The organism is Serratia sp. 506_PEND (assembly GCF_001076875.1).
GTDB lineage: Bacteria > Pseudomonadota > Gammaproteobacteria > Enterobacterales > Enterobacteriaceae > Serratia > Serratia marcescens.
In genome coordinates this window covers 1-19,177 of record NZ_JVEL01000067.1, presented here as the reverse complement: position 1 = coordinate 19,177, position 19,177 = coordinate 1, and the positions used below count along the sequence as shown (strand labels likewise).

Annotated in this window: 18 protein-coding genes; 11 read left to right on the top strand and 7 right to left on the bottom strand. The window is 60.1% G+C overall.

Features of this window, described 5'->3' with window-relative positions; translation table 11 throughout:
• From ADK28_RS02345 to ADK28_RS02330, 4 genes are all read left to right on the top strand, one after another.
• Positions 1-978: UbiD family decarboxylase domain-containing protein (locus ADK28_RS02345; protein ID WP_048794779.1), on the top strand; the 978-nt coding region annotated here is incomplete at its 5' end.
• The gene (locus tag ADK28_RS02340; RefSeq protein WP_033639938.1) at positions 968-1,438 is read left to right on the top strand and encodes a MarR family winged helix-turn-helix transcriptional regulator; all 471 of its coding nucleotides are present in this window, start codon (positions 968-970) and stop codon (positions 1,436-1,438) included. The genes ADK28_RS02345 and ADK28_RS02340, both read left to right, overlap by 11 nt.
• Before the next feature lie 119 nt (positions 1,439-1,557).
• Positions 1,558-2,190, top strand: a complete 633-nt coding sequence (locus ADK28_RS02335) for a helix-turn-helix domain-containing protein (RefSeq protein ID WP_033639939.1) — start codon at positions 1,558-1,560, stop codon at positions 2,188-2,190.
• A 263-nt stretch (positions 2,191-2,453) separates the two neighbouring features.
• Entirely contained in the window at positions 2,454-3,416 is a 963-nt protein-coding gene (locus ADK28_RS02330; RefSeq protein ID WP_048794778.1) for a hypothetical protein, read from the top strand.
• Between the two features lie 51 nt (positions 3,417-3,467).
• Here ADK28_RS02330 and ADK28_RS02325 read toward each other — a convergent pair whose 3' ends face one another.
• Positions 3,468-3,902, bottom strand: a complete 435-nt coding sequence (locus ADK28_RS02325) for a DoxX family protein (protein ID WP_033639943.1) — start codon at positions 3,900-3,902, stop codon at positions 3,468-3,470.
• Between the two features lie 217 nt (positions 3,903-4,119).
• Here ADK28_RS02325 and ADK28_RS02320 point away from each other — a divergent pair, with 217 nt between their 5' ends.
• The 3 genes from ADK28_RS02320 (at position 4,120) to ADK28_RS02310 (ending at position 6,343) form a co-directional block, all read left to right on the top strand.
• Positions 4,120-4,320: a hypothetical protein gene (locus ADK28_RS02320; protein WP_016927170.1), complete on the top strand. Its 201-nt coding sequence runs from the start codon at positions 4,120-4,122 to the stop codon at positions 4,318-4,320.
• A gap of 76 nt (positions 4,321-4,396) precedes the next feature.
• Positions 4,397-4,795 (top strand): type II secretion system pilot lipoprotein GspS, encoded by a 399-nt coding sequence (gene gspS / locus ADK28_RS02315; protein ID WP_016927171.1) that lies wholly within the window; start codon positions 4,397-4,399, stop codon positions 4,793-4,795.
• A 114-nt stretch (positions 4,796-4,909) separates the two neighbouring features.
• Entirely contained in the window at positions 4,910-6,343 is a 1,434-nt protein-coding gene (locus ADK28_RS02310) for an EmmdR/YeeO family multidrug/toxin efflux MATE transporter (RefSeq protein ID WP_048794777.1), read from the top strand.
• Positions 6,344-6,371: 28 nt separating this feature from the next.
• Here ADK28_RS02310 and ADK28_RS02305 read toward each other — a convergent pair whose 3' ends face one another.
• The 3 genes from ADK28_RS02305 to pqqU form a co-directional block, all read right to left on the bottom strand.
• Complete coding sequence (locus ADK28_RS02305; protein ID WP_015378373.1) at positions 6,372-6,551, bottom strand: hypothetical protein; 180 nt, start codon at positions 6,549-6,551, stop codon at positions 6,372-6,374.
• Positions 6,552-6,948: 397 nt separating this feature from the next.
• The gene (locus ADK28_RS02295; protein ID WP_033639946.1) at positions 6,949-9,321 is read right to left on the bottom strand and encodes a glucose/quinate/shikimate family membrane-bound PQQ-dependent dehydrogenase; all 2,373 of its coding nucleotides are present in this window, start codon (positions 9,319-9,321) and stop codon (positions 6,949-6,951) included.
• A gap of 147 nt (positions 9,322-9,468) precedes the next feature.
• Entirely contained in the window at positions 9,469-11,607 is a 2,139-nt protein-coding gene (gene pqqU, locus ADK28_RS02290) for a TonB-dependent receptor PqqU (RefSeq protein ID WP_181817268.1), read from the bottom strand.
• A gap of 305 nt (positions 11,608-11,912) precedes the next feature.
• Between pqqU and ADK28_RS02285 the strand changes: the two genes are divergently transcribed.
• On the top strand, positions 11,913-12,902 hold the full coding sequence (locus tag ADK28_RS02285; RefSeq protein WP_033639947.1) for an aldo/keto reductase: 990 nt from the start codon (positions 11,913-11,915) through the stop codon (positions 12,900-12,902).
• Here the strand turns inward: ADK28_RS02285 and ADK28_RS02280 are convergent.
• Positions 12,899-13,792, bottom strand: coding sequence for a LysR family transcriptional regulator (locus tag ADK28_RS02280; protein WP_033639948.1), 894 nt, complete (start codon positions 13,790-13,792; stop codon positions 12,899-12,901). The two genes, ADK28_RS02285 and ADK28_RS02280, sit on opposite strands and share 4 nt — an antisense overlap.
• Positions 13,793-13,964: 172 nt before the next feature.
• On the opposite strand from ADK28_RS02280, the gene ADK28_RS02275 reads away from it, so the two are divergent.
• Together ADK28_RS02275 and ADK28_RS02270 are read left to right on the top strand one after the other, a co-directional pair.
• Entirely contained in the window at positions 13,965-14,360 is a 396-nt protein-coding gene (locus ADK28_RS02275) for a (R)-mandelonitrile lyase (protein ID WP_048794776.1), read from the top strand.
• A 141-nt stretch (positions 14,361-14,501) separates the two neighbouring features.
• Positions 14,502-16,421: a hypothetical protein gene (locus ADK28_RS02270; protein WP_239686198.1), complete on the top strand. Its 1,920-nt coding sequence runs from the start codon at positions 14,502-14,504 to the stop codon at positions 16,419-16,421.
• A 139-nt stretch (positions 16,422-16,560) separates the two neighbouring features.
• Here ADK28_RS02270 and gabD read toward each other — a convergent pair whose 3' ends face one another.
• On the bottom strand, positions 16,561-18,036 hold the full coding sequence (gene gabD, locus ADK28_RS02265; RefSeq protein ID WP_048794774.1) for an NADP-dependent succinate-semialdehyde dehydrogenase: 1,476 nt from the start codon (positions 18,034-18,036) through the stop codon (positions 16,561-16,563).
• A gap of 214 nt (positions 18,037-18,250) precedes the next feature.
• Here gabD and ADK28_RS02260 point away from each other — a divergent pair, with 214 nt between their 5' ends.
• A complete protein-coding gene (locus ADK28_RS02260; RefSeq protein ID WP_004935234.1) occupies positions 18,251-18,466 on the top strand; it encodes a glycogen synthase in 216 nt (71 codons plus the stop codon).
• 37 nt (positions 18,467-18,503) lie between these two features.
• On the opposite strand, the gene ADK28_RS02255 is transcribed toward ADK28_RS02260, so the two are convergent.
• Positions 18,504-19,177, bottom strand: a 674-nt coding sequence (locus ADK28_RS02255; protein WP_048794773.1) for a pyridoxamine 5'-phosphate oxidase family protein, incomplete at its 5' end; no start/stop codon positions are given.

The window sequence follows — 19,177 nt, the reverse complement described above, 5'->3', positions numbered from 1 at the left end:
GGCAGACTCATGATGCTCGATCGCAATCGTCTCACCGGCCCGGCAATCCCCACCCAGCACATCGGCATGATCCGTGAAATGTGGCGCCGAGAAGGGAAACCTACGCCGTGGGCGATGGTACTCGGGGCGCCGCCTGCCGCGGTGGCGGTCGCGGGGATGCCGTTGCCGGCCGGCGTCAGTGAGCCTGACTATGTCGGCGCGCTGCTCGGTAAAAGCGTCACGCTCACCCAAGCGGAAACCAACGATCTCTGGGTGCCGGCCAATGCGGAAATTGTGCTGGAAGGTGAAATCAGCCTGACGGAGACGGCGCTGGAAGGGCCGATGGGGGAGTATCACGGCTATCAACACCAGCAAGGCCATGAACAGCCGGTGTTCCATGTGCGTGCGGTGACGTTTCGCGATGACCCCATTTTGCCGATTTGCGTCGCCGGCACGCCGCCGGAAGAAAATCATACGATCTGGGGCACCATGATATCAGCTCAACTGCTGGAAACCCTGCAGAGCGCGGCCTTGCCCGTTGACTTTGTCTGGTGTTCCTATGAGGCGGCGACCTGTTGGGCGGTGGTCTCCGTCGATATCGAAAAACTGGCCGGAATGAATACCACCGCGGCGGATTTTGCCGGCAAGGTGGCGGAGGTGGTCTTCGGCTCGCATGCGGGCTACCTGATCCCCAAACTGATCCTGGTCGGCAATGACATTGATATTGTCGATATCGATCAGGTGGTTTGGGCGTTGGCCACGCGCTCACATCCGGCGCGCGATCATTTTATTTTCCCGGACGTACGTGAGTTCCCGATGGTGCCGTACCTGACGGAAGAAGACAAGGCGCGCGGCAGCGGCGGCAAAGTCATCATCAACTGCCTGTTCCCCGAGCAGTTCAGCGGCGTAACACGTGCGGGTACCGCCTCTTACAGGCACTCTTATCCTGAACAGGTCAGGGCAAAAGTCGAGGCTAATTGGAAACAGTATGGGTTCTGAAAAAAAAGACAGGCATAGCGGCCGACGGGGAATGGGATTGCCCAATGGTGCGCTTTACAGGATGACGGAGGTGGTGCGTCACCGCGAAAAACGGCTGTCTGCGTTACTCGCTTTGCAAGGACTCAGCCTCCATGAGTGGCGCGCGTTGCGCATTCTCTACAGTTTTCCGGGCGACGTGGCCATGAGTGAGGTGATCGCGCATTCGCAGACCGATCGCACCGCGCTAGGCCGTACGATCACCCAACTGGTTAATCGGGGGTGGGTCGCGCGCTTCCCCGATCCGGAAGATAAGCGCGCGGTATATCTGCGCGTCATGCCGGCGTCTCGTCCCATTTTTGACCAGGCGAGGCAATGGGTGGCGGATTATGACGCACAGCTGATGGCCTGTCTGGACGATGCCGGGCTCAGTGCCCTGGATGACGCACTGCGACGCATGATGCTGTTCATCGAGACCGCGTAGTCCGTTCCGGCGAAAGCCAGCGCCGTATTTCCCGAGTGACCTCATCGCGGTGTTGTACTGTTGCCCGCGGGTAAGGTAATTTGCTGAGGGCATGATGACTGACGCAGGGGCCAACGGACATGAATGAAAGGATCGACTACCACATCGAGAAATACCACTTCGCGCCGCTGGATGAAACCCCGCGGCTCGCGCGCCAGTGGAGCGAGGTGTTGAACGAGTGTCGCCAGACGCAAGCCGGGGCGGAACAGCGTCTGCGCATTGCGCTGCTCAACGTGGACTATGTGACCAGTTTCGAATTGCCGTTTCGTTTATTGCTGGTGCGGGCGCCGCAGCTGATTGCCGGCCTGCGCGATGAGTTGTCGATCAGTCAAAAAAATGTGGTGTTCAACGGCAAGCGCTTTGGCTGCGTTTACAGCCTGAAAAGCGATTTAAGCGACGTGCCTGAGGCCTTTCAATACGGCCTGTCGACCCGTATTCACCGCACTTCGGCGTCGGGCGTGGACGCGTTGCCTTACCGGGAAATCGCCAAAGCGCTCAAGGCGCCGCGTGAGCGACTTAAGCTGGCGCTGGAGCAGGGGCTGCGGGTCACGGCGTTGGACGGACTGTTCTGGTTCGGCATACAGCGCATTGCCGCCGAGGTGCGCAGGCTAAGAAAAACCGGCATGGCGATCGTGACGGCGGAAACGGAGATCTTCGACACCCTGACCGGCACCACGCGCAAGGTTCCGGTATACCGCCTGGCCGAGAGTTGATGACCGATAGTCGGCGGTTCAGCTTATGAAGCGCGATTTCCGCCGGGCTCCTCTACGGTTCTTTTTTACCCGCATCTCCTTGCCGCTCAGCAAGAAAACCGACGTGACATATTCCTAAAATCTGACCTGTGTTCGTTCTGCCGTAGCACAACGCAAACGACGGGCCACCGCCGATAGCCGGTGCCACGATGGTGTTTCCGGTTGGCGGCGCCGTTTGCCGCCCACCTTTGGCTAACATCGACGAGGGTTTGAAGGAGAAGAGTATGTTGAAACGTTTTGCACTGTTGTGCTGGTGCCTGATCGGCGCCAATGCGCTGGCGGCGGGCCCCAACGCCAATATCAAGTATTACGGCTATGACTGGCTGGACTTTTATGAAACCGCCACGCCGTCTTTCAGCGCCACAGAGGCGCTTAAGGCGATTACCGGCACCGGCTTCAGTATGACCAATCTGAATGTGGTGCACACGTTGGCAAGCCTCAATCTGCCCGTTTGCGCCGGGGGGACTTGCGCCGTGAACATTCAGGCTGGTTCGGGGGCGGTATCGGGCTCGCCGTTTATCGATATCTGCCCTGGGGCGGTCTCGAACAGCAGCTGCCAGGCCGCAGGTTCCTGGAACGCCATCTGGACGGCGGTCAAGAAGATCGCCGAAGCCAAATATAAGCCCGGCGCCATTTATTTCATCGATGAGCCGTTCGACGTTCCTGCCTTACAGACCGGGGGAAAATATGACGCTTACCAATACTCCAGCTATGTTTGCACCCTGCGACAGGCCATGCAGGAGTACGGGGTCGCGATCCCCGTCTACACCATCTTGTCCTACCGACATGCCAACAACGCCGAGTGGATCCGTGAAATACAGCAGGGCGCGCCCGCGACCGCGTGCCCGACCAACGTCAAAAGCACGCCAGATTGGGTTGGGGTGGATAACTACAACTGGTCGGTAGCGGATATGTGGAGTACCTACAATCGCCTGGCGCCGATAAGCGCAGCCGGACAAAAGTGGGTGTTGGTACCGCCTTCTACGGCATCGTTAGGAATGAACGACCAGCAACTGCATGCGCAAATTCAACTGTATTGGGATTTTATTAATCAATATCCGACTGCGCCCGTGGTTTACATCATGAACTGGCGGTTTGATCGCGCGGTCACAGAGAATCGCGCGGCCTTCCCCGAATCGACCGCCTTATTGTCTTTCATGGCGAACACGCTGCTCACCCAACCTTAAGCGTGCAAAAAGGAGGTTCGCCATCAGGAACCTCCTTATGGATTGCACGGCTTACCGATAGGCTTCATTGCGCGCGATCGCGTATTTGCCGCTGCCCAGCAGCAGGATGGCGAGCCCGCCCATAAAGAACACCAGCTCGTTTTCAATGCCCCAGGCGCCGACGTCGGTGACGCTGAACACCTTGCCGGTGCCCACCATCAAAAACGCCACCACCAGCGTAAAGGCGTAAACCAGCGCGGCGGGGCGGGTGAACAGCCCCAAAATGATCAGTATCGGTGCCAGGATCTCCCCCACATACACGCCGTAGGCGATGAAGGCGGGCAGCCCGTGATCCTGCAACGCACCGGCGATCCAACCGACGCCGTGCTGAATCTTCGCCACGCCGTGAAACAGCATCAGTCCGCCGAAGGTCAGTCTGAGCGCCAACTTGCCGGCGTCCGGACGATCAAAAAGGCGCGTGAACACCGCATTCAATGACTTAACCATGGCCCTTCCTCCTGAATAGGAATGATTTTCAATCAATATATCAATAAGGTGAATGAGAAAGATGTTCTGGATCAGTAAAACGGCGGACTTTACGCCGAATCACCGGGTGAGATTTAGCGGGCGCTTCACGCGGCAACGCAGGCTGTCCCCGCGACCCAAATCGCGGTAAAATGCAGCAGTTCACCTTATCGCACGTCATCAGGCCGTCGTACTCGCTATGAAAATGCGCAAACCGCGCCGTCCGCCCGGGCGGTGGATTTATTACATCCTGCATGAAGACATGCTGTGGCCCTGCCCGGTCAAATGGGAGTGGGAGAGCGGCTATAACGCCTGGCTGCCGTTTTACTATTCCCCCACGCTGGAATTTGTCGCCGGCAACCCCGCCCGCGCCACCAAGGTCAGCAGCGGCCGGCGCTAAGCGTGCTGCCCGCCTTGCCGCCCGGCATCCGCTCACCTAAGATCATTGCATCACCCACAGGTTTCCGGGAGCGTCCATGTCTACTCTGTTTCGCACGTCTCTTTGCGGCGCGGCGGCGTTGCTGCTGCTTGCGGGTTGTCAGCAGACGGCGCATCAACCGGCGCCGCCGCTGCAGGCGCAATTGGATCACATCGCTTTGATGCTGGCCGGCGGGCATTTCCTGCGCGTGGACTGCGGGCGCAGCGACGTGCCGGACGACGTGAAATTGCAACGCACTGCGATGCGTGCAGCGCAGCACCGCGGCTGGGATACGCATGCGGCAGGGTATCGGCAGTTGCCGGCGCTCACCCAGGCGCGTTACCTGACTCTGCAACAGGGTGATCAGCTGCTGACGGACAAATGCGCCACGCTCAGCCGCAGCACCGCGCGCTTTATCGCGGCGGCGCAGGCCGATCAGGAAGACTACATGGAGTAGCGCTACGGTGTGCCTGTCGGGCGCTCGCCACGGGCGCCCAAAAATTCTTTGCAGGATAACGATTTATCGCTCATCATTTGAAATGATGTTTCACTTTTATCCATCGAGCCCACCTTGAACCTGTATGCCGCACTGCGTCAGCGCGTGGAAAATACGCCTTGGTACACCAAACGGAAAAGCTACCGCGTGCTGTTCTGGCGCGAAATCACGCCGCTGGCGGTGCCGATCTTTCTGGAGAACGCCTGCGTTCTGTTGATGGGGGTGCTGAGCACCTTTCTGGTGAGTTGGCTCGGCAAAGAGGCGATGGCCGGGGTGGGGCTGGCGGACAGCTTCAACATGGTGATCATCGCCTTTTTCGCCGCGGTGGATCTCGGCACCACCGTGGTGGTGGCCTTCAGCCTCGGCAAGCGGGATCGCCGGCGCGCGCGGGCGGCGGCGCGTCAGTCGCTGGTCCTGATGACCGGTGTGGCGTTGCTGTTGGCGGCGGGCATTCACCTGGCGGGTGAGCCTATCATTGATGTGATCGCCGGTGCGGCCTCGCCTGAGGTGAAAGCGCTGGCGCTCTCTTACCTGCAAACCACGGTGTGGAGCTACCCGGCGGCGGCGATTGCGCTGATTGGCAGCGGCGCGTTGCGCGGCGCGGGCAACACCAAGATCCCGCTGCTGATCAACGGCGGCATGAATATCCTCAATATCATCATCAGCAGCATCCTGATTTACGGCATGCTGGGCTGGCACGGGCTGGGCTTCGTCGGCGCCGGGCTGGGGCTGACGATTTCCCGCTATATCGGCGCCATTGCCATCCTCTATGTGCTGGCGATCGGTTTTAATCCGGCGCTGCACATCACGCTGAAAAGCTATTTCACGCCGCTGAAGATGAGCATCCTGTGGGAAGTGCTGGGGATCGGCATTCCCGCCAGCGTCGAATCGGTGCTGTTCAACGGCGGCAAACTGTTGACGCAGATGTTCGTCGCCGGCATGGGCACCAACGTGATCGCCGGTAACTTCATCGCCTTCTCCATCGCTTCGTTGATCAACTTGCCGGGCAACGCGCTGGGCTCGGCTTCGACCATCATCGTCGGCCGGCGGCTCGGCAAAGGCGAGATCGGTCAGGCGGAACGGCAGCTGCGCCATATTTTCTGGCTGTCTACCCTTGGGTTGACCGCTATCGCCTGGGGCACGGCGCCGTTGGCCGGGGTATTCGCCGCGTTTTATACCTCGCAGGATGACGTGAAAACGGTGGTGAAAACCCTGATTTGGCTCAACGCCGCCTTTATGCCGATCTGGGCCGCTTCCTGGGTGTTGCCCGCCGGGCTGAAAGGCGCGCGCGACGCCCGCTTTGCCATGTGGGTGACGATGCTCGGCATGTGGGGCTGCCGCGTGGTGGCGGGCTACGCGCTGGGTATCGAACTGGGCATGGGCGTGGTGGGGGTCTGGTTGGGGATGTTCCTCGATTGGGCGGTGCGCGGCGCCTTGTTCTACTGGCGCATGGTCAGCGGACGCTGGCTGTGGAAATATCCGCGGGCCAAACGCCGGGAGGCCGGGTAACCGGCCGCGGGGCACCGGCGAGGTGGCCTCAGTATAAAAGCGTCATCGCGCTGAAGAACAACAGCGTCAAGGCGATGATGATGAGGTTTTGCGTGGCTTTGCGCACCAGTTTACTGGCGCTCAGGCGGCTGTCGATGACGTAGAGCAGCGGCACCATCAGCAGCACGTAGGCGAACATCAGCATGGCGGTAAAGGGTTGCAGGTTCATTCTCGCCCCTCCTGTGCGCCATCATGGCCGACCAGGTGCACCAGCACGGCCTTCGGCGGATGGGGCAACGCAATAAAGGGCGGGGTGGCTGGAGAGTCCGCCGCGAACGGCAGACCGGCGCGCCGCGTCCTCACCGCCGCTTGCAGAATTTTCTTTCGATGCTTCCGAGTATGGTCGACCATGCGCCTCCGAATAAGGCCGCCGGCAGGCGGCCGATCGCTGTATTGCAAGGATTACAGGCCGCTGCCGGGGCCATGTATTCATAATATTGCGAATGATAACCATTATCAATGGTGGGGGTGAAAAAATTAAGGGTATTGCAAGGGGGCATCGGGCGGTGGCGTAAAAAGAAAAAGCACGCCTTGCGGCGTGCTTTGCGGGGTACTAACGGCGGTGGTTACTTCTGATCGGGCAGAGCGTAAGCGACCACGTAGTCGCCCAGCTTGGTGCCGAAGGAACCGTGGCCGCCGGCGTAGATCAGCACGTACTGCTTGCCGTTGACCTCATAGGTCATCGGCGTCGCCTGGCCGCCGGCCGGCAAGCGCGCTTCCCACAGTTTTTCACCGTTGGTCACGCTGAAGGCGCGCAGGTAGTTGTCTGCGGTGGCGCCGATGAAGAACACGTTACCGGCGGTGGTCACCGGGCCGCCCAGCATTGGCATGCCCATTTTGAACGGCAGCGGCAACGGTGAGCTGTCGCGCACGGTGCCGATGCGTTTTTTCCACACGATGTCGTTGGTTTTCAGATCCACGGCGGAAATGTAACCCCAGGCCGGCTGTTTGCACGGCAGACCAAACGGTGACAGGAACGGGTTCAGGGTGACGCCGAACGGCACGCCATACTGCGGCTGTACGCCGGACTCGGTGCCGCTGCCGCCTTTGTCGCCTTCCGGCGGCTCAATCGGGTTGCCTGGGCCGCGTGGGATCAGTTTGGAGACGAACGGCAGCGCGATCGGGTTGGCGATGGCGATTTCGCGATCGGTATCGACGGCCAGGCCGCCCCACTCGAACATGCCCAGGTTGCCCGGGAACACCAGCGTGCCCTGCTCGGATGGCGGGGTGAAGGTGCCTTCGTAGCGCAGGCTGTGGAACATCACGCGGCAGACCAGCTGATCATAGATGGTCGCGCCCCACATGTCGGCGCCGGTCAGTTTCTTCTCAGGACGGAAGGTCAGCTCGGAGAACGGCTGGGTCGGTGACAGGCGATCGCCTTTGGCCGGGCCCTGCGGTACCGGTTTCTCCGGCGCCGGCACCACCAGTTCGCCGTTGGTGCGGTTCAGCACGAAGATGTTGCCGGTTTTGGTCGGCACGTAGATGACCGGCACTTTTTTACCGCTCTTGTCGGTAATGTCCGCCAGGGTCGGCTGCGCCGGCACGTCCATATCCCACAGGTCGTGGTGGACGGTCTGATAGAACCAGGCCAGTTTGCCGGTGGAGGCGTTCAGCGCCAGCAGGCCGCTGGCGTAGCGCTCCATTTCCGGCGTGCGGTTGCCGCCCCAGATGTCCGGCGTGGCGACGCCCATCGGCAGATAGACGATATCCAGCTTGGCGTCATAGGCGGCCGGCGCCCAGGAGTTCGGCGAGTTCGGCACGAAGTGATGCTCATCCGCCGGGATGGCGTTCGGATCTTTCGCGCCCGGATCGAAGGCCCACAGCAGCTTGCCGCTGTTGACATCGAAGCCGCGGATCACGCCGGAAGGCTCACGGTTGGAGTAGTTGTCGGTCACGGCGCCGGCGACGACGATCACGTTATCGGTGATCACCGGCGGCGAAGTCGGCTCGTAGTGGCCCGGTGTGGCATACGGCATGTTGCTCTGCAGGTTCAGCTCGCCGTTGTTGGCGAAGTCCGGGCACGGTTTGCCGGTTTCGGCGTCCAGCGCAAACAGGCGGCCGTCGTTGACCGGCAGAATGATGCGGCGTGCGCACATCGCCGGTGCGGCATCGCCGGCGGCGCCCGCGGCTGCGGCGGTTTCGTGGTAAGACACGCCGCGGCAGGTGATGTGCTGGAAGGTCGGGTTGTACTTCAGCTGCGGATCAAATTTCCACTTTTCTTTACCGGTGGCGGCATCCAGCGCAAACAGCTTCTGGTGCGGCGTACACATGTAAAGGGTATCGCGGATTTTGATCGGCGTGACTTCGTTGGTGATCTCACCCGGATCGTTGGCGGTCTTCAGATCGCCGGTCTGGAAGCGCCAGGCTTCTTGCAACTGGCCAACGTTTTTGTCGTTGATCTGGCTCAGCGGCGAGTAACGGGTGCCTTCCTGGGTGCGGCCATAGGCCGGCCAGTCGGACCCGGTGGCGTCTTTCGGCTGTACCTGAGCAGCGTCGAGCGTGCCGTTGATCTCTTGCGGATCGTTGAATACGGCATAGGCCAGCGCGATGACGGTGATCGCCAGCGCCGCGCTCAGCGCGCCGTAGGCGAACTTGCCGTTGGCCACCAGCTTACGGTAGATAAACGGCAGCACCAGCCACAGGCCGAAGAAGAAGGTGACGTCCAGGCGCGGCGTCAGCGCCCAGAAGTCCGGGCCCACTTCCCACAGGGCCCAAATGGTGGTGCCCAGCAGGAATACCGCGTACAGCAGCAGCGCGGTGGCGCGGCGGCGGAACAGCAGCCAGGAGGTCGCCAGCAGCACCAGCCCGGCGATGATGTAATACAGCGAACCGCCCAACTTGGCCAGCCAGATGCCGCCGCCGAGCAGATAAAGCCCGCTCAGCGCGGCAAACAGCGCCGTTATGACGATAAGCGGCGATAGTGACGCTTTATTTTGCATAGCAATACCCTTACCAAAAATGAAAGTCCCCGATTTAGAGATTAAGCCAAATCGGAAAAAACACGCGGTTTCTCCCTATTATTTCAGCGAGAAGCCGCTAGGGTGACGTAAAACCCATCCCGTTTTTTAACCTTAAGGTGCTTTGCCTTATTCAAAGCGATAAGACAAGGTGGCGCCGCCACCCCAGTTGCGCCCCGGCGCCGGCTCGAAATAGCGGCCGTTGCCTTCGTTGACGATCACCGAACCGACGTATCGGCGATCGAAAACATTGTCCACCCGGCTGAACACGTCCAGCGCCCAGCGGTCCCAGGTAAAGCGATAGCCGGCGTTTACGCCGGCCACGGTGTAAGCGGGGGCCTGCGCGCTGTTGGCGTCATTGGCCTGAATGTCGCTCATGTAGCGCAGTTCCGCGCCGGCGTGCCAGCCTTCCGGCGGCGCAAACGCCAGCGAGGCGTAGCCCATGTTGCGGGCGATGCCCGGCAGGCGATTGCCGGCGGGGGTGCAGCCGGCTTTGCCGCACATTTCGCTGCGGTAGGTGGCGTCCAGCAGCGTCCAGGCCATATGCAGCCGCCAGTCCAGCGCAAACTCCTGATCCAGCGCCAGCTCCAGGCCGCGCCGCCGGGTTTTGCCGGCGTTGGCGTAGCTGGTGCGTCCGCCGCTGCTTTCCGCCACCACCAGCTCGTTGTCGGTATCGGTCTGGAACAGCGCGGCGCTCACCAGGCCGTTGCCGAGGCGCCGCTTGCTGCCCAGTTCGACGGTGTCGCTGGTGGATGGCTGCAGGCCGATATTGAGGCCCGTCTGGCCGTCGGGGCGGTAGGAGAGTTCGTTGATGGTCGGGGTTTCAAAGCCGCGGCCGGCGGAGAGATAAACGTTCCACGCCGGGTTGATCTTGTAGTTGAGCGAGCCCATCGGCAGCCACTGGTGGTAGCGTTTGCTGCCGCTGTCGTCGCCGTTGCGCGGCGTGATGTAGTAATCGGTCGAGTCGAAGCTGACCGTGCTGTAGCGCAGGCCGGCGTCCAGCGTCCAGTGTGGCGTCAGTTGCCAGGAGGTTTGCAGGTAAGGATCCAGGTTCCAGATGCGGTTCTTCTCGTTGCGCCGCTGGTCGCCTTTCTCGCCGTAGTCCACTGTGCCGTCTCGCAGAATAAAGTTTTCGAACCCCTGGCGGCGTTCGGTCATGGTTTCATAATCCAGACCGCCGATCAGTGTTACCGGTAACGATGCGAGAGTATCCTCATGCTTCCAGCGAGTGTCAATGCCCTGATATTTTCTTTCCAGCACGATCACCCCGCCGGCGTGGGTGGGGTTGAGCTGCGGCCCCATCGGGATCGATTGGTACTGCGTGGTGTGGCGTTCGCCGTGGTAAGCGGTCAGCGTCAGTTCGTCGCGCTCGCTCATCTGGCGCTGATAGCGCAGGCCGGCCTGGGTTTGATCGAGCGATTTGCGGGTGTTGTATTGATCCGCGCGCGGCGCCTGGCGCGGGTTTTCCTTCCATTCCGCTTCGGTCAGGCCGCCCGGATCGCCGGCGTCAATCGAGACGCTGTTGAACATCAGCGTCAGGGTGCTGACGTCGTCCAGCCGCACGCCGAGCTTGCCGTTGCCGAGGTTTTTCCGCGCGGCGCTGTGATCGCGGTAGCCCTGAGTGGTGAAGCGGGTGCCCGAAATGGCGTAGTTGACGTCGCCGGCCTGGGTGCCGTCGCCGGTGGCGCCGGTCGCTTTCACCCCGTAGCGCCAGGTGTTGTCGCTGCCGAAATAGCCGCCGGCCTCCAGCGTCGGCGGCTGGGTGCCGGTAATCGTATCAACATTGATCACCCCGCCCGAGGCGTTGCCGTACAGCGCGGAATAGGGGCCGCGCAGCACCTCGATGCGTTCGACGGAATTGATGTCGATATTGGAGGTTTGTCCCTGGCCGTCGGGCATGGTGGCGGGAATGCCGTCGACGTACATGCGCACGCCGCGCACGCCGAACATCGAACGGCTGCCGAACCCGCGTATCGACAGCTGCAGATCCTGCGCATAGTTTTGCCGGTTTTGAAGCTGCAGGCCCGGCACGCTGCCGAGGTTTTCCGACAGGTTAATCTGCGGGGCGGCGTTGCGCAGGTCCTGGCCGTCGATCACGCTGACGGACACCGGCGATCCCAGCTCGGTCAATCCGGTGGGTTGCGCCATCACCACCAGGGTGTCGCTTTTCTCTTCATTATTTTCTGCCGCCAGCGCCTGGCTGGCAAACATGGGATGTAGCAATAGCATTGCCGCCGGGGTCAGCACGGCGCTTTTCTTATTGGTCATGGAATAAATCTGCCACTGGTATTGAAAGGGAATCGCAGGTCGATTCAGAGTTAGCCATCTGTCGCTCCATCTACATGACGCTAAACGAAAAGGGTAAGGCATCCTGACATCAGTATAGAGTATCTCGGGCAGGAACGTTCCCGCAAAAACTCCGCTCCCAGCGACGGTTAACGGATTCATGAGCCTGGCTCATAAGCCCAAGCGTATTTCGCCCCATAGTCATGGCGGCAGTCGCGTTTTACAGTCACCACACCGGAGCGGCTCCGCGTCAGGCGGGGCCGGTATCAATCAGCGGGAGAATGAAGATGCAAACACGCAAGTTGGGGCGCGAAGGACTGGAAGTCTCGGCGTTGGGGTTGGGCTGCATGGGGCTGAGCTTTGGCTACGGCCCGGCCACCGACAAACGGCAGGCGATCGATCTGATCCGTGCTGCGGTCGACGAAGGCGTGACGTTCTTCGATACCGCGGAGATTTACGGCCCGTTCACGAACGAGGAGCTGCTGGGCGAAGCGCTGGCACCGGTGCGTGATAGGGTCGTCATCGCCACCAAATTCGGTTTCGATCTGCCGCAGCCGGCGGGGCAGCAGGTGTTGAACAGCCGTCCGGAGCATATTCGCCGGGCGGTGGAAGGCTCGTTGAAGCGCCTGCGGATAGAGACGATCGATTTGCTGTATCAGCACCGCGTCGATCCTGAGGTGCCTATCGAGGAGGTGGCCGGTACGGTGCAGCAACTGATTCGCGAAGGGAAAGTGAAGTATTTCGGTCTGTCGGAAGCCGGCGCGCAAACCATTCGGCGAGCTCACGCGGTACAGCCGGTCACGGCGCTGCAAAGCGAATATTCGCTGTGGTGGCGCGAGCCGGAGCGTGAAATCTTGCCGACGCTGGCAGAACTGGGCATCGGCCTGGTGCCGTTCAGCCCGCTCGGCAAGGGCTTTCTCACCGGTGCCATCACCGAGGACACCACCTTTGACAGCGGCGATTTTCGCAACCTGGTGCCGCGCTTCAGCGCCGAAGCGCGCCGGGCCAATCAGGCGCTGGTGAGCGTGCTGGGGCAGATAGCGCAGCGCAAGTGCGTGACGCCGGCGCAGATCGCCCTGGCCTGGTTGCTGGCGCAGCAGCCGTGGATCGTGCCGATCCCGGGAACCACCAAGCGTCACCGGCTGGAAGAAAACCTTGCGGCGGAGTCGGTGGTGTTGGCGGCGGACGAACTGGGCGAGATTGAGCGTGCGCTCTGCGCTATCGACGTGATCGGCGAGCGCTACCCGGCGTATCTGCAGAAGAACGTCGGGCGCTAAGCCCCGCGTCGCAGCGCCTCAATCAGCAGCGCAAAGGCGGTGGTGTGCTGCCTGCGGCTTGGATAATAGAGGTAATAGCCGGGAAACGGCGGGCACCAGTCCTCCAGCGCCATCTGCAACCGCCCGTCGGCCAGCGGCTCGGCGACGGTATCTTCCGGCACAAAGGCGATGCCGAGGCCGAGCTGCGCGGCGTCGATCCGCTGGCGCAGGCTGTTGAAGGTCAGTTGCCCCTCCACCCGCACTTTAATCTCCCGGCCATCGCGGGCAAATTCCCAGGCGTACAGCCCGCCGAGGGTGGGCAGGCGCATGTTGATGCAGCGATGGTTTTGCAGTGATTGCGGTGTGGCGGGGCGGCCGCAACGGGCGAAATAGGCCGGGGAGGCGACCGGCACCATGCGCATATCCGGCCCGATGCGCACCGCAACCATGTCCTTCGCCACCTGTTCCCCCAGCCGGATGCCGGCGTCGAATCGTCCGGCGACGATGTCGGTCAGGCTGTTGTCGACGGTGATTTCCACGTTGATATCCGGGTAATCGACGAGAAAAGTGCGCAGCACCGGCCACAGCACCGCATCCACCGCGTGTTCGCCGGCGGTGATGCGGATGTTGCCGGCGGGCCGATCGCGCATTTCACCCAGCGCGTTCAGCTCGTTTTCTATCTCCGCCAAGCGTGGACCGATGTTGTTGAGCAGCCGTTCACCGGCCTCGGTGGGGGCGACGCTGCGGGTGGTGCGCGTGAGCAAACGCAGCGCCAGGCGTTCTTCCAGGCCGCGAATGGCGTGGCTGAGCGCCGATTGGGAAACGCCAAGCTGCGCCGCCGCTTTGGTGAAGCTGCGTTCCCTGGCGACCATCAGGAAAGCGATCAGATCGTTAAAGTTTTCTTTCAACATACCGGCACCGGAGAGCTAGGTTGGGGCGCTGCCGCGCGTAGATTTATGAATTGAGCTCATAGCTCCTTGCGCATTTTACCCGCTAGTCGCCGGAAAAACACGGCGCTATCTTGGCATCACTGACTCATAACTATCAGCGTCGGTTGGAAAGCCGACGTGGAGGACACGACAGATGAAAATACAACGCAGCGGTTCTATCCCATCACAGCGCGGTTCGGCGGATTACTTTACCGGGCAGGTACGCATTGACGCACCCTTCGCCGGTGACGCGCCGGCCAGAGTGGGCGGCGCGACCGTCACCTTCGAACCCGGCGCCCGCACGGCCTGGCATACCCATCCGCTCGGCCAGACGCTGATCGTCACTCAGGGGCGCGGGTGGATCCAGATGTGGGGCGAGGCCACGCAGGAAATGCATCCCGGCGATATCGTCTGGATCCCGGCAGGCGTCAAACACTGGCACGGCGCGACGCCGGACACCGCCATGACTCATATCGCCATCGCCGAAGCGCTGGACGGCACTCCGGTGACCTGGCTGGAGCCGGTCAGCGAGGCGGAATACCTGGAGTGAGTTCGGTTTTTTTATCGGCAGAGTGGAATCTCTGCCTTGGCTTATTCCACGATGGCACAACGAATAGAAAGAGCAGAGCAAGTGCGCAGCCATTAGTATTGAGTATGCCGATAACGGTTCCTAAAAATACTCAAGGGTGGAATGATGAATACTTGTCCCGATATTGCTACGTTGCGAAAAACTCTGCCTGCTATAGCGGGCGAGTTGATTGAGGTTACTTCTTATTATTCCGATTGGAATACGACTACCGGAATTCCCGAAGGCGGTGGCGTATTTACCGCTGTGCAATCTGCCGTATTTAATGACGATGGAGGCATTTATATCAAATCGGCAGAAAACTGGACATGGGTGAGAGTGCTTGACGTGTCTGGCCTTATTACACCCGCGATGTATGGTGCACGAGGCGACAATGTGACGGACGATACGGAGTCGTTAACGCGTTGTTTCATCTCTCCCTATAGTGTCATTTGTCGAGCGGGTGCCGTGTATTTAACTTCGAATACGGTAAACGTGAAAGACGGTAGAACGGCGCGCAAAACTATCAATTTAAACGGTGCTACGATCAGAGCCAAGACGGGGCACGTAAAACCGATGTTTGCCAATGAAACGTCACTGACTGGAACCTACGATTATCTTCATGGCGTAGAGATGTTTGGCGGTAAATTGCTTGGTAATGCTACTCGCAATAGCGTTTATAACGTGGTGAAAAGTCATGTGGGTTATTCCGGTGGAGAAGGAAGTTATTTTCACCATATGCAATTAAGTGGGTTCTGTGACGGATTCAGCCTTCAGGGACGCTCGCTGGCGCATGATATTATCATCGATGAGTGCCGTGATGATTTTTTTGCCACCTACAATGACGGTAACGTGATATCGGATATTACATGTGGTTATTGCCTTGGTGACGGGGTGCTGATCAAAGGTAATAATAATAATGTAACAAATATCCGTATGTTGGGCGCAGGTGTCCCCTCTGATAAACCAGAGGCTGGTTACCTTGCTGGTGCGGTTTTAAGTATTGCTCAAGATGGAGACCTTGGGAAAAATAATTTTATTTCGAACGTGCAGTGTGGTGGATGGGGCAGTGGGGTGGTTATCTGTTCCGGAGAGAATAACAGTTGCGTCAATATCAACGCTGGTGACTGTTATTTTCTAAACAATCCGACCAGTACAGCAATCAAAAATCGTGCATGTGCAGTCTATTCTTCGGGGACAAGGCATTCTATACGCTCTGTTTCTATTGGGGCGTGCTTGAGCGGGATTGAATTACACGATGGCTCTGAAGATACGGTAATCGATGATATTACGCTGCGTTCCTGTTATCACAGTTTCGCGCTGTCCGCCTCTGGTCAGCAAAGCCGCTGTCGCATTGGCCGCATCGACATTGGAAAAGTCGATAGTGCGGACAGCTTTTTTATCAAAATGCCGCAACTGATGATTGACGAGATCAATGTAGGCGAATTCTCGGCTGCATACGCTGCGAACACGGCCATGTGCCGTATCTTGGCCAATTGCGTTATTCGTCGCTTGAGTTTTAATCGAGGATTGCCTGAAGGGACGCTCCCCATTGTGCTGTTGGCTGCCGATTGTGATATCGACGAATTGATTGTCAAAGGGACTAAAGCTGTTTGCTTAACGACGACGGCGACGACGATCAATGTTCCTCGCAATTTGACCATTGAACAAAGCGAAGACGCCATTGATTCACCTGTGAAACTATTAGGGAGTGGTCGAAGCGTGGCGGAGCATTGGCGCATTACAGGAAAGAATAGCGTGCGGCCAGCTTTGCGTGGTGCCGGGATACAATTGACCCTTGGCCAGTATAGCGGGTTACCTTGGTATATCGATACACCCGACTCTTCAGCCTTATATATCGGAAAACCTGTTGGCGGTAGCTATGATAGGGCTGCCAATGCGGTGGCTCAGGGCGGATTTTCGTTGCGCGAAGGGACGGAAGTGGCTGCTCCTGCTGAGTTGGCGATGGCTTGGGATGGAACTCGTATGCATGTTGCGCTCAATGGTCTGGATATCGGATTTTTAACGTTGCAAAAATACGTTTGACGACGAAATAAACTTATAGCCCCGTAGAGAATACGGGGCTATCGACGTCGAGGGTGTTGGATAACATTTTTAACTTTATGCAGCGAAGAGTGTCATTTCACGAGGATGAATGTCGGCCTTATGTCCGGAGCCCCTCACATCAGGCATCCACGCCGCCAAGGCATAGGTATTTGATTTCGAGATAGTCCTCGATGCCGTACTTCGATCCTTCGCGGCCCAAACCGGAGTGTTTCATGCCGCCGAACGGCGCCACCTCGGTGGAAATCAACCCTTCGTTGATGCCGACAATGCCGTACTCCAGCGCTTCGGCCACGCGCATCACTCGGCCGATGTCGCGGCTGTAGAAGTAAGCGGCCAGGCCGAACGGCGTGTCGTTGGCCAGTTCGACGGCGTCGGCCTCCTGGCTGAAGCGGATCAGGGGCGCCACCGGGCCGAACGTCTCCTCGCGGAAGATTTTCGCCGTGCGCGGCACATCGGTCAGGATGGTCGGGGTGAAGAAATTGCCGCCCAGCGCGTCAGGCTTGCCGCCCAGCAGCACCGAGGCGCCGTGCTCGACGGCGTCGGCGATATGCTCGCGCACTTTCTCCACCGCGTCCGGGTTAATCAACGGGCCGATGGTGACGCCGTCATCCAGGCCGTTGCCGACTTTCAGCTTGGCGACGGCGGCTTTCAGTTTGGCAGCGAAGGCATCGTATACGCTGTCTTGCACCAGAAAACGGTTGGTGCAGACGCAGGTCTGGCCGGCATTGCGGTATTTCGAGGCGACCGCGCCGGCCACGGCGGCGTCCAGATCGGCGTCGTCAAACACGATAAACGGCGCGTTGCCGCCCAGCTCCATGCTGGTTTTCTTGATGGTGGGCGCACACTGGGCCAGCAGCTGCGCACCGACTTCGGTGCTGCCGGTGAAGGAGAGTTTGCGCACGTCCGGGTTGGCGGTGAGTTCGCCGCCGATGCCTTTGCTGGGGCCTGTTATCACGTTGCATACCCCGGCGGGCAGCCCGGCGCGCTCCGCCAGCACGGCGATCGCCAGCGCCGAGAACGGGGTCTGGCTGGCGGGGCGGATCACCCCGGTGCAGCCTGCGGCCCAGCCGGGGCCGGCTTTGCGGGTGATCATCGCCGCCGGGAAGTTCCACGGGGTGATGGCGGCGAACACGCCGATCGGCTCTTTTTGCACGATGATGCGGCGACCGGCCTGGGGCTGCGGAATGGTGTCGCCGTAGACCCGCTTGCCTTCCTCGGCGAACCATTCGATAAAGGAGGCGGCATAGGCGATTTCACCGCGGCTTTCGGCCAGCGGTTTGCCCTGTTCCGCCGTCATGATGCGCGCCAGATCTTCCTGATTTTCCATCATCAATTCAAACAGCCGCCGCAGCTTGCCGGCGCGCTCTTTGGCGGTCAGCGCGCGCCAGGCGGGCAGCGCTTTTTTGGCGGCGGCGATGGCGCGTGCGGTTTCTTCGGCGCCGAAGGCCGGTACGTGGCCAACCAGCTCGCCGTTGGCGGGGTTATGAATGGCGATCGAACGGCCTTCCTGGGCCGGCAACCATTGCCCGTCGATGTAGTTGGCCTCGCGGAACAGCGCGGGATCCTTGAGGGTAGCGCAGATGCTGGTGCTCATGAGTCTCTTCCTTCTTTGCTGAGTTCAACAGAGTGGTCTATCCCATACGGCTACCCTTTACCCTAGCAAATTTTGCCGCCGCCGTTTGCCCGCGCGGCAACAAGATGATCGTTTTCTTTATGCGCACCTTCTGTACAAAAAATATCCTCCGCCGGGCCGATACTGAAAGAGCAGGCATATGACCCTTTTCGATGTAATTAAAAGGAGTGTGCGAATGATGAAATCAGTGGACAGACATCTCGCGGCCTACGGCAGCGAAATGGATTTTTTGGCGTCGAGCATCGCTCTGATGGAATGGCAAGGGCGGCAGATTGACGCCGGGCAGGTGGCCGGCAATATGTCGGAGCAGCAAAGCCGCCTGTTCTTTGCGCGGTTGAATTATTTTCGTCAGCTTTATCAGGCCGCATCGGCGGCCGAACACAGCCTGTAATTTCCGATCCAGCCCCGCCGCAGCGGGGCTTTTCATTTCAGCGCTGCCACACCCCGGTCGCCAGCGTTGCCGGCGAATACTCCAGATTGCGCCCCCGCCACGGCAACGCCGCCTTAAAACGCCAGGCGCGGCGAACGTCAAACCGCCAATAGCGTTCCGCGCCTTCAACGGCGGGATGCCCCTCCGCTTGCCAGAGGATCTGCGTTTCCCCCTGCAGATGCAGCACGTCGCCGCGTTCAAAATCGATGAACAGCAGCGCCGCCCGCGGTTCGGCCAGCAGATTGCCCAGCGTGTTCATATAGCGGTTGCCGCGAAAGTCCGGCATCCACAGCGTGTCACCTTCCAGGTGGATAAAGCCGGGGCGGCCGCCGCGATGAGAAATATCGACGCCGCCCTGCGCCAGTGCCAGGTGCGCGCAGCTGGCAACGAAGCTGGTATCCGCGGCGCGGATCAGCGCCTGCGCCGCCGCATCCAGCGAGGCTAAATGCTCAACCGGCTGTGGCCGGCTGTCCACCGGGTAGAGTTCGCGGCGCTGAATGTACTGCGGGCAGTTACCGAAGCTTTGTTGAACGATGATCTCCACCCGGTTTTTGTCGGTGCGGCCGACGGTGCCGTTGGCGCGGTTGCGCCGCCGGTTGCTGAAGTCGAGCCCGAGCGCGCCGATCGGTTTGCCGGGCAGCAACAGCGCCTGGGCGGGATCGTCGCTGCGAC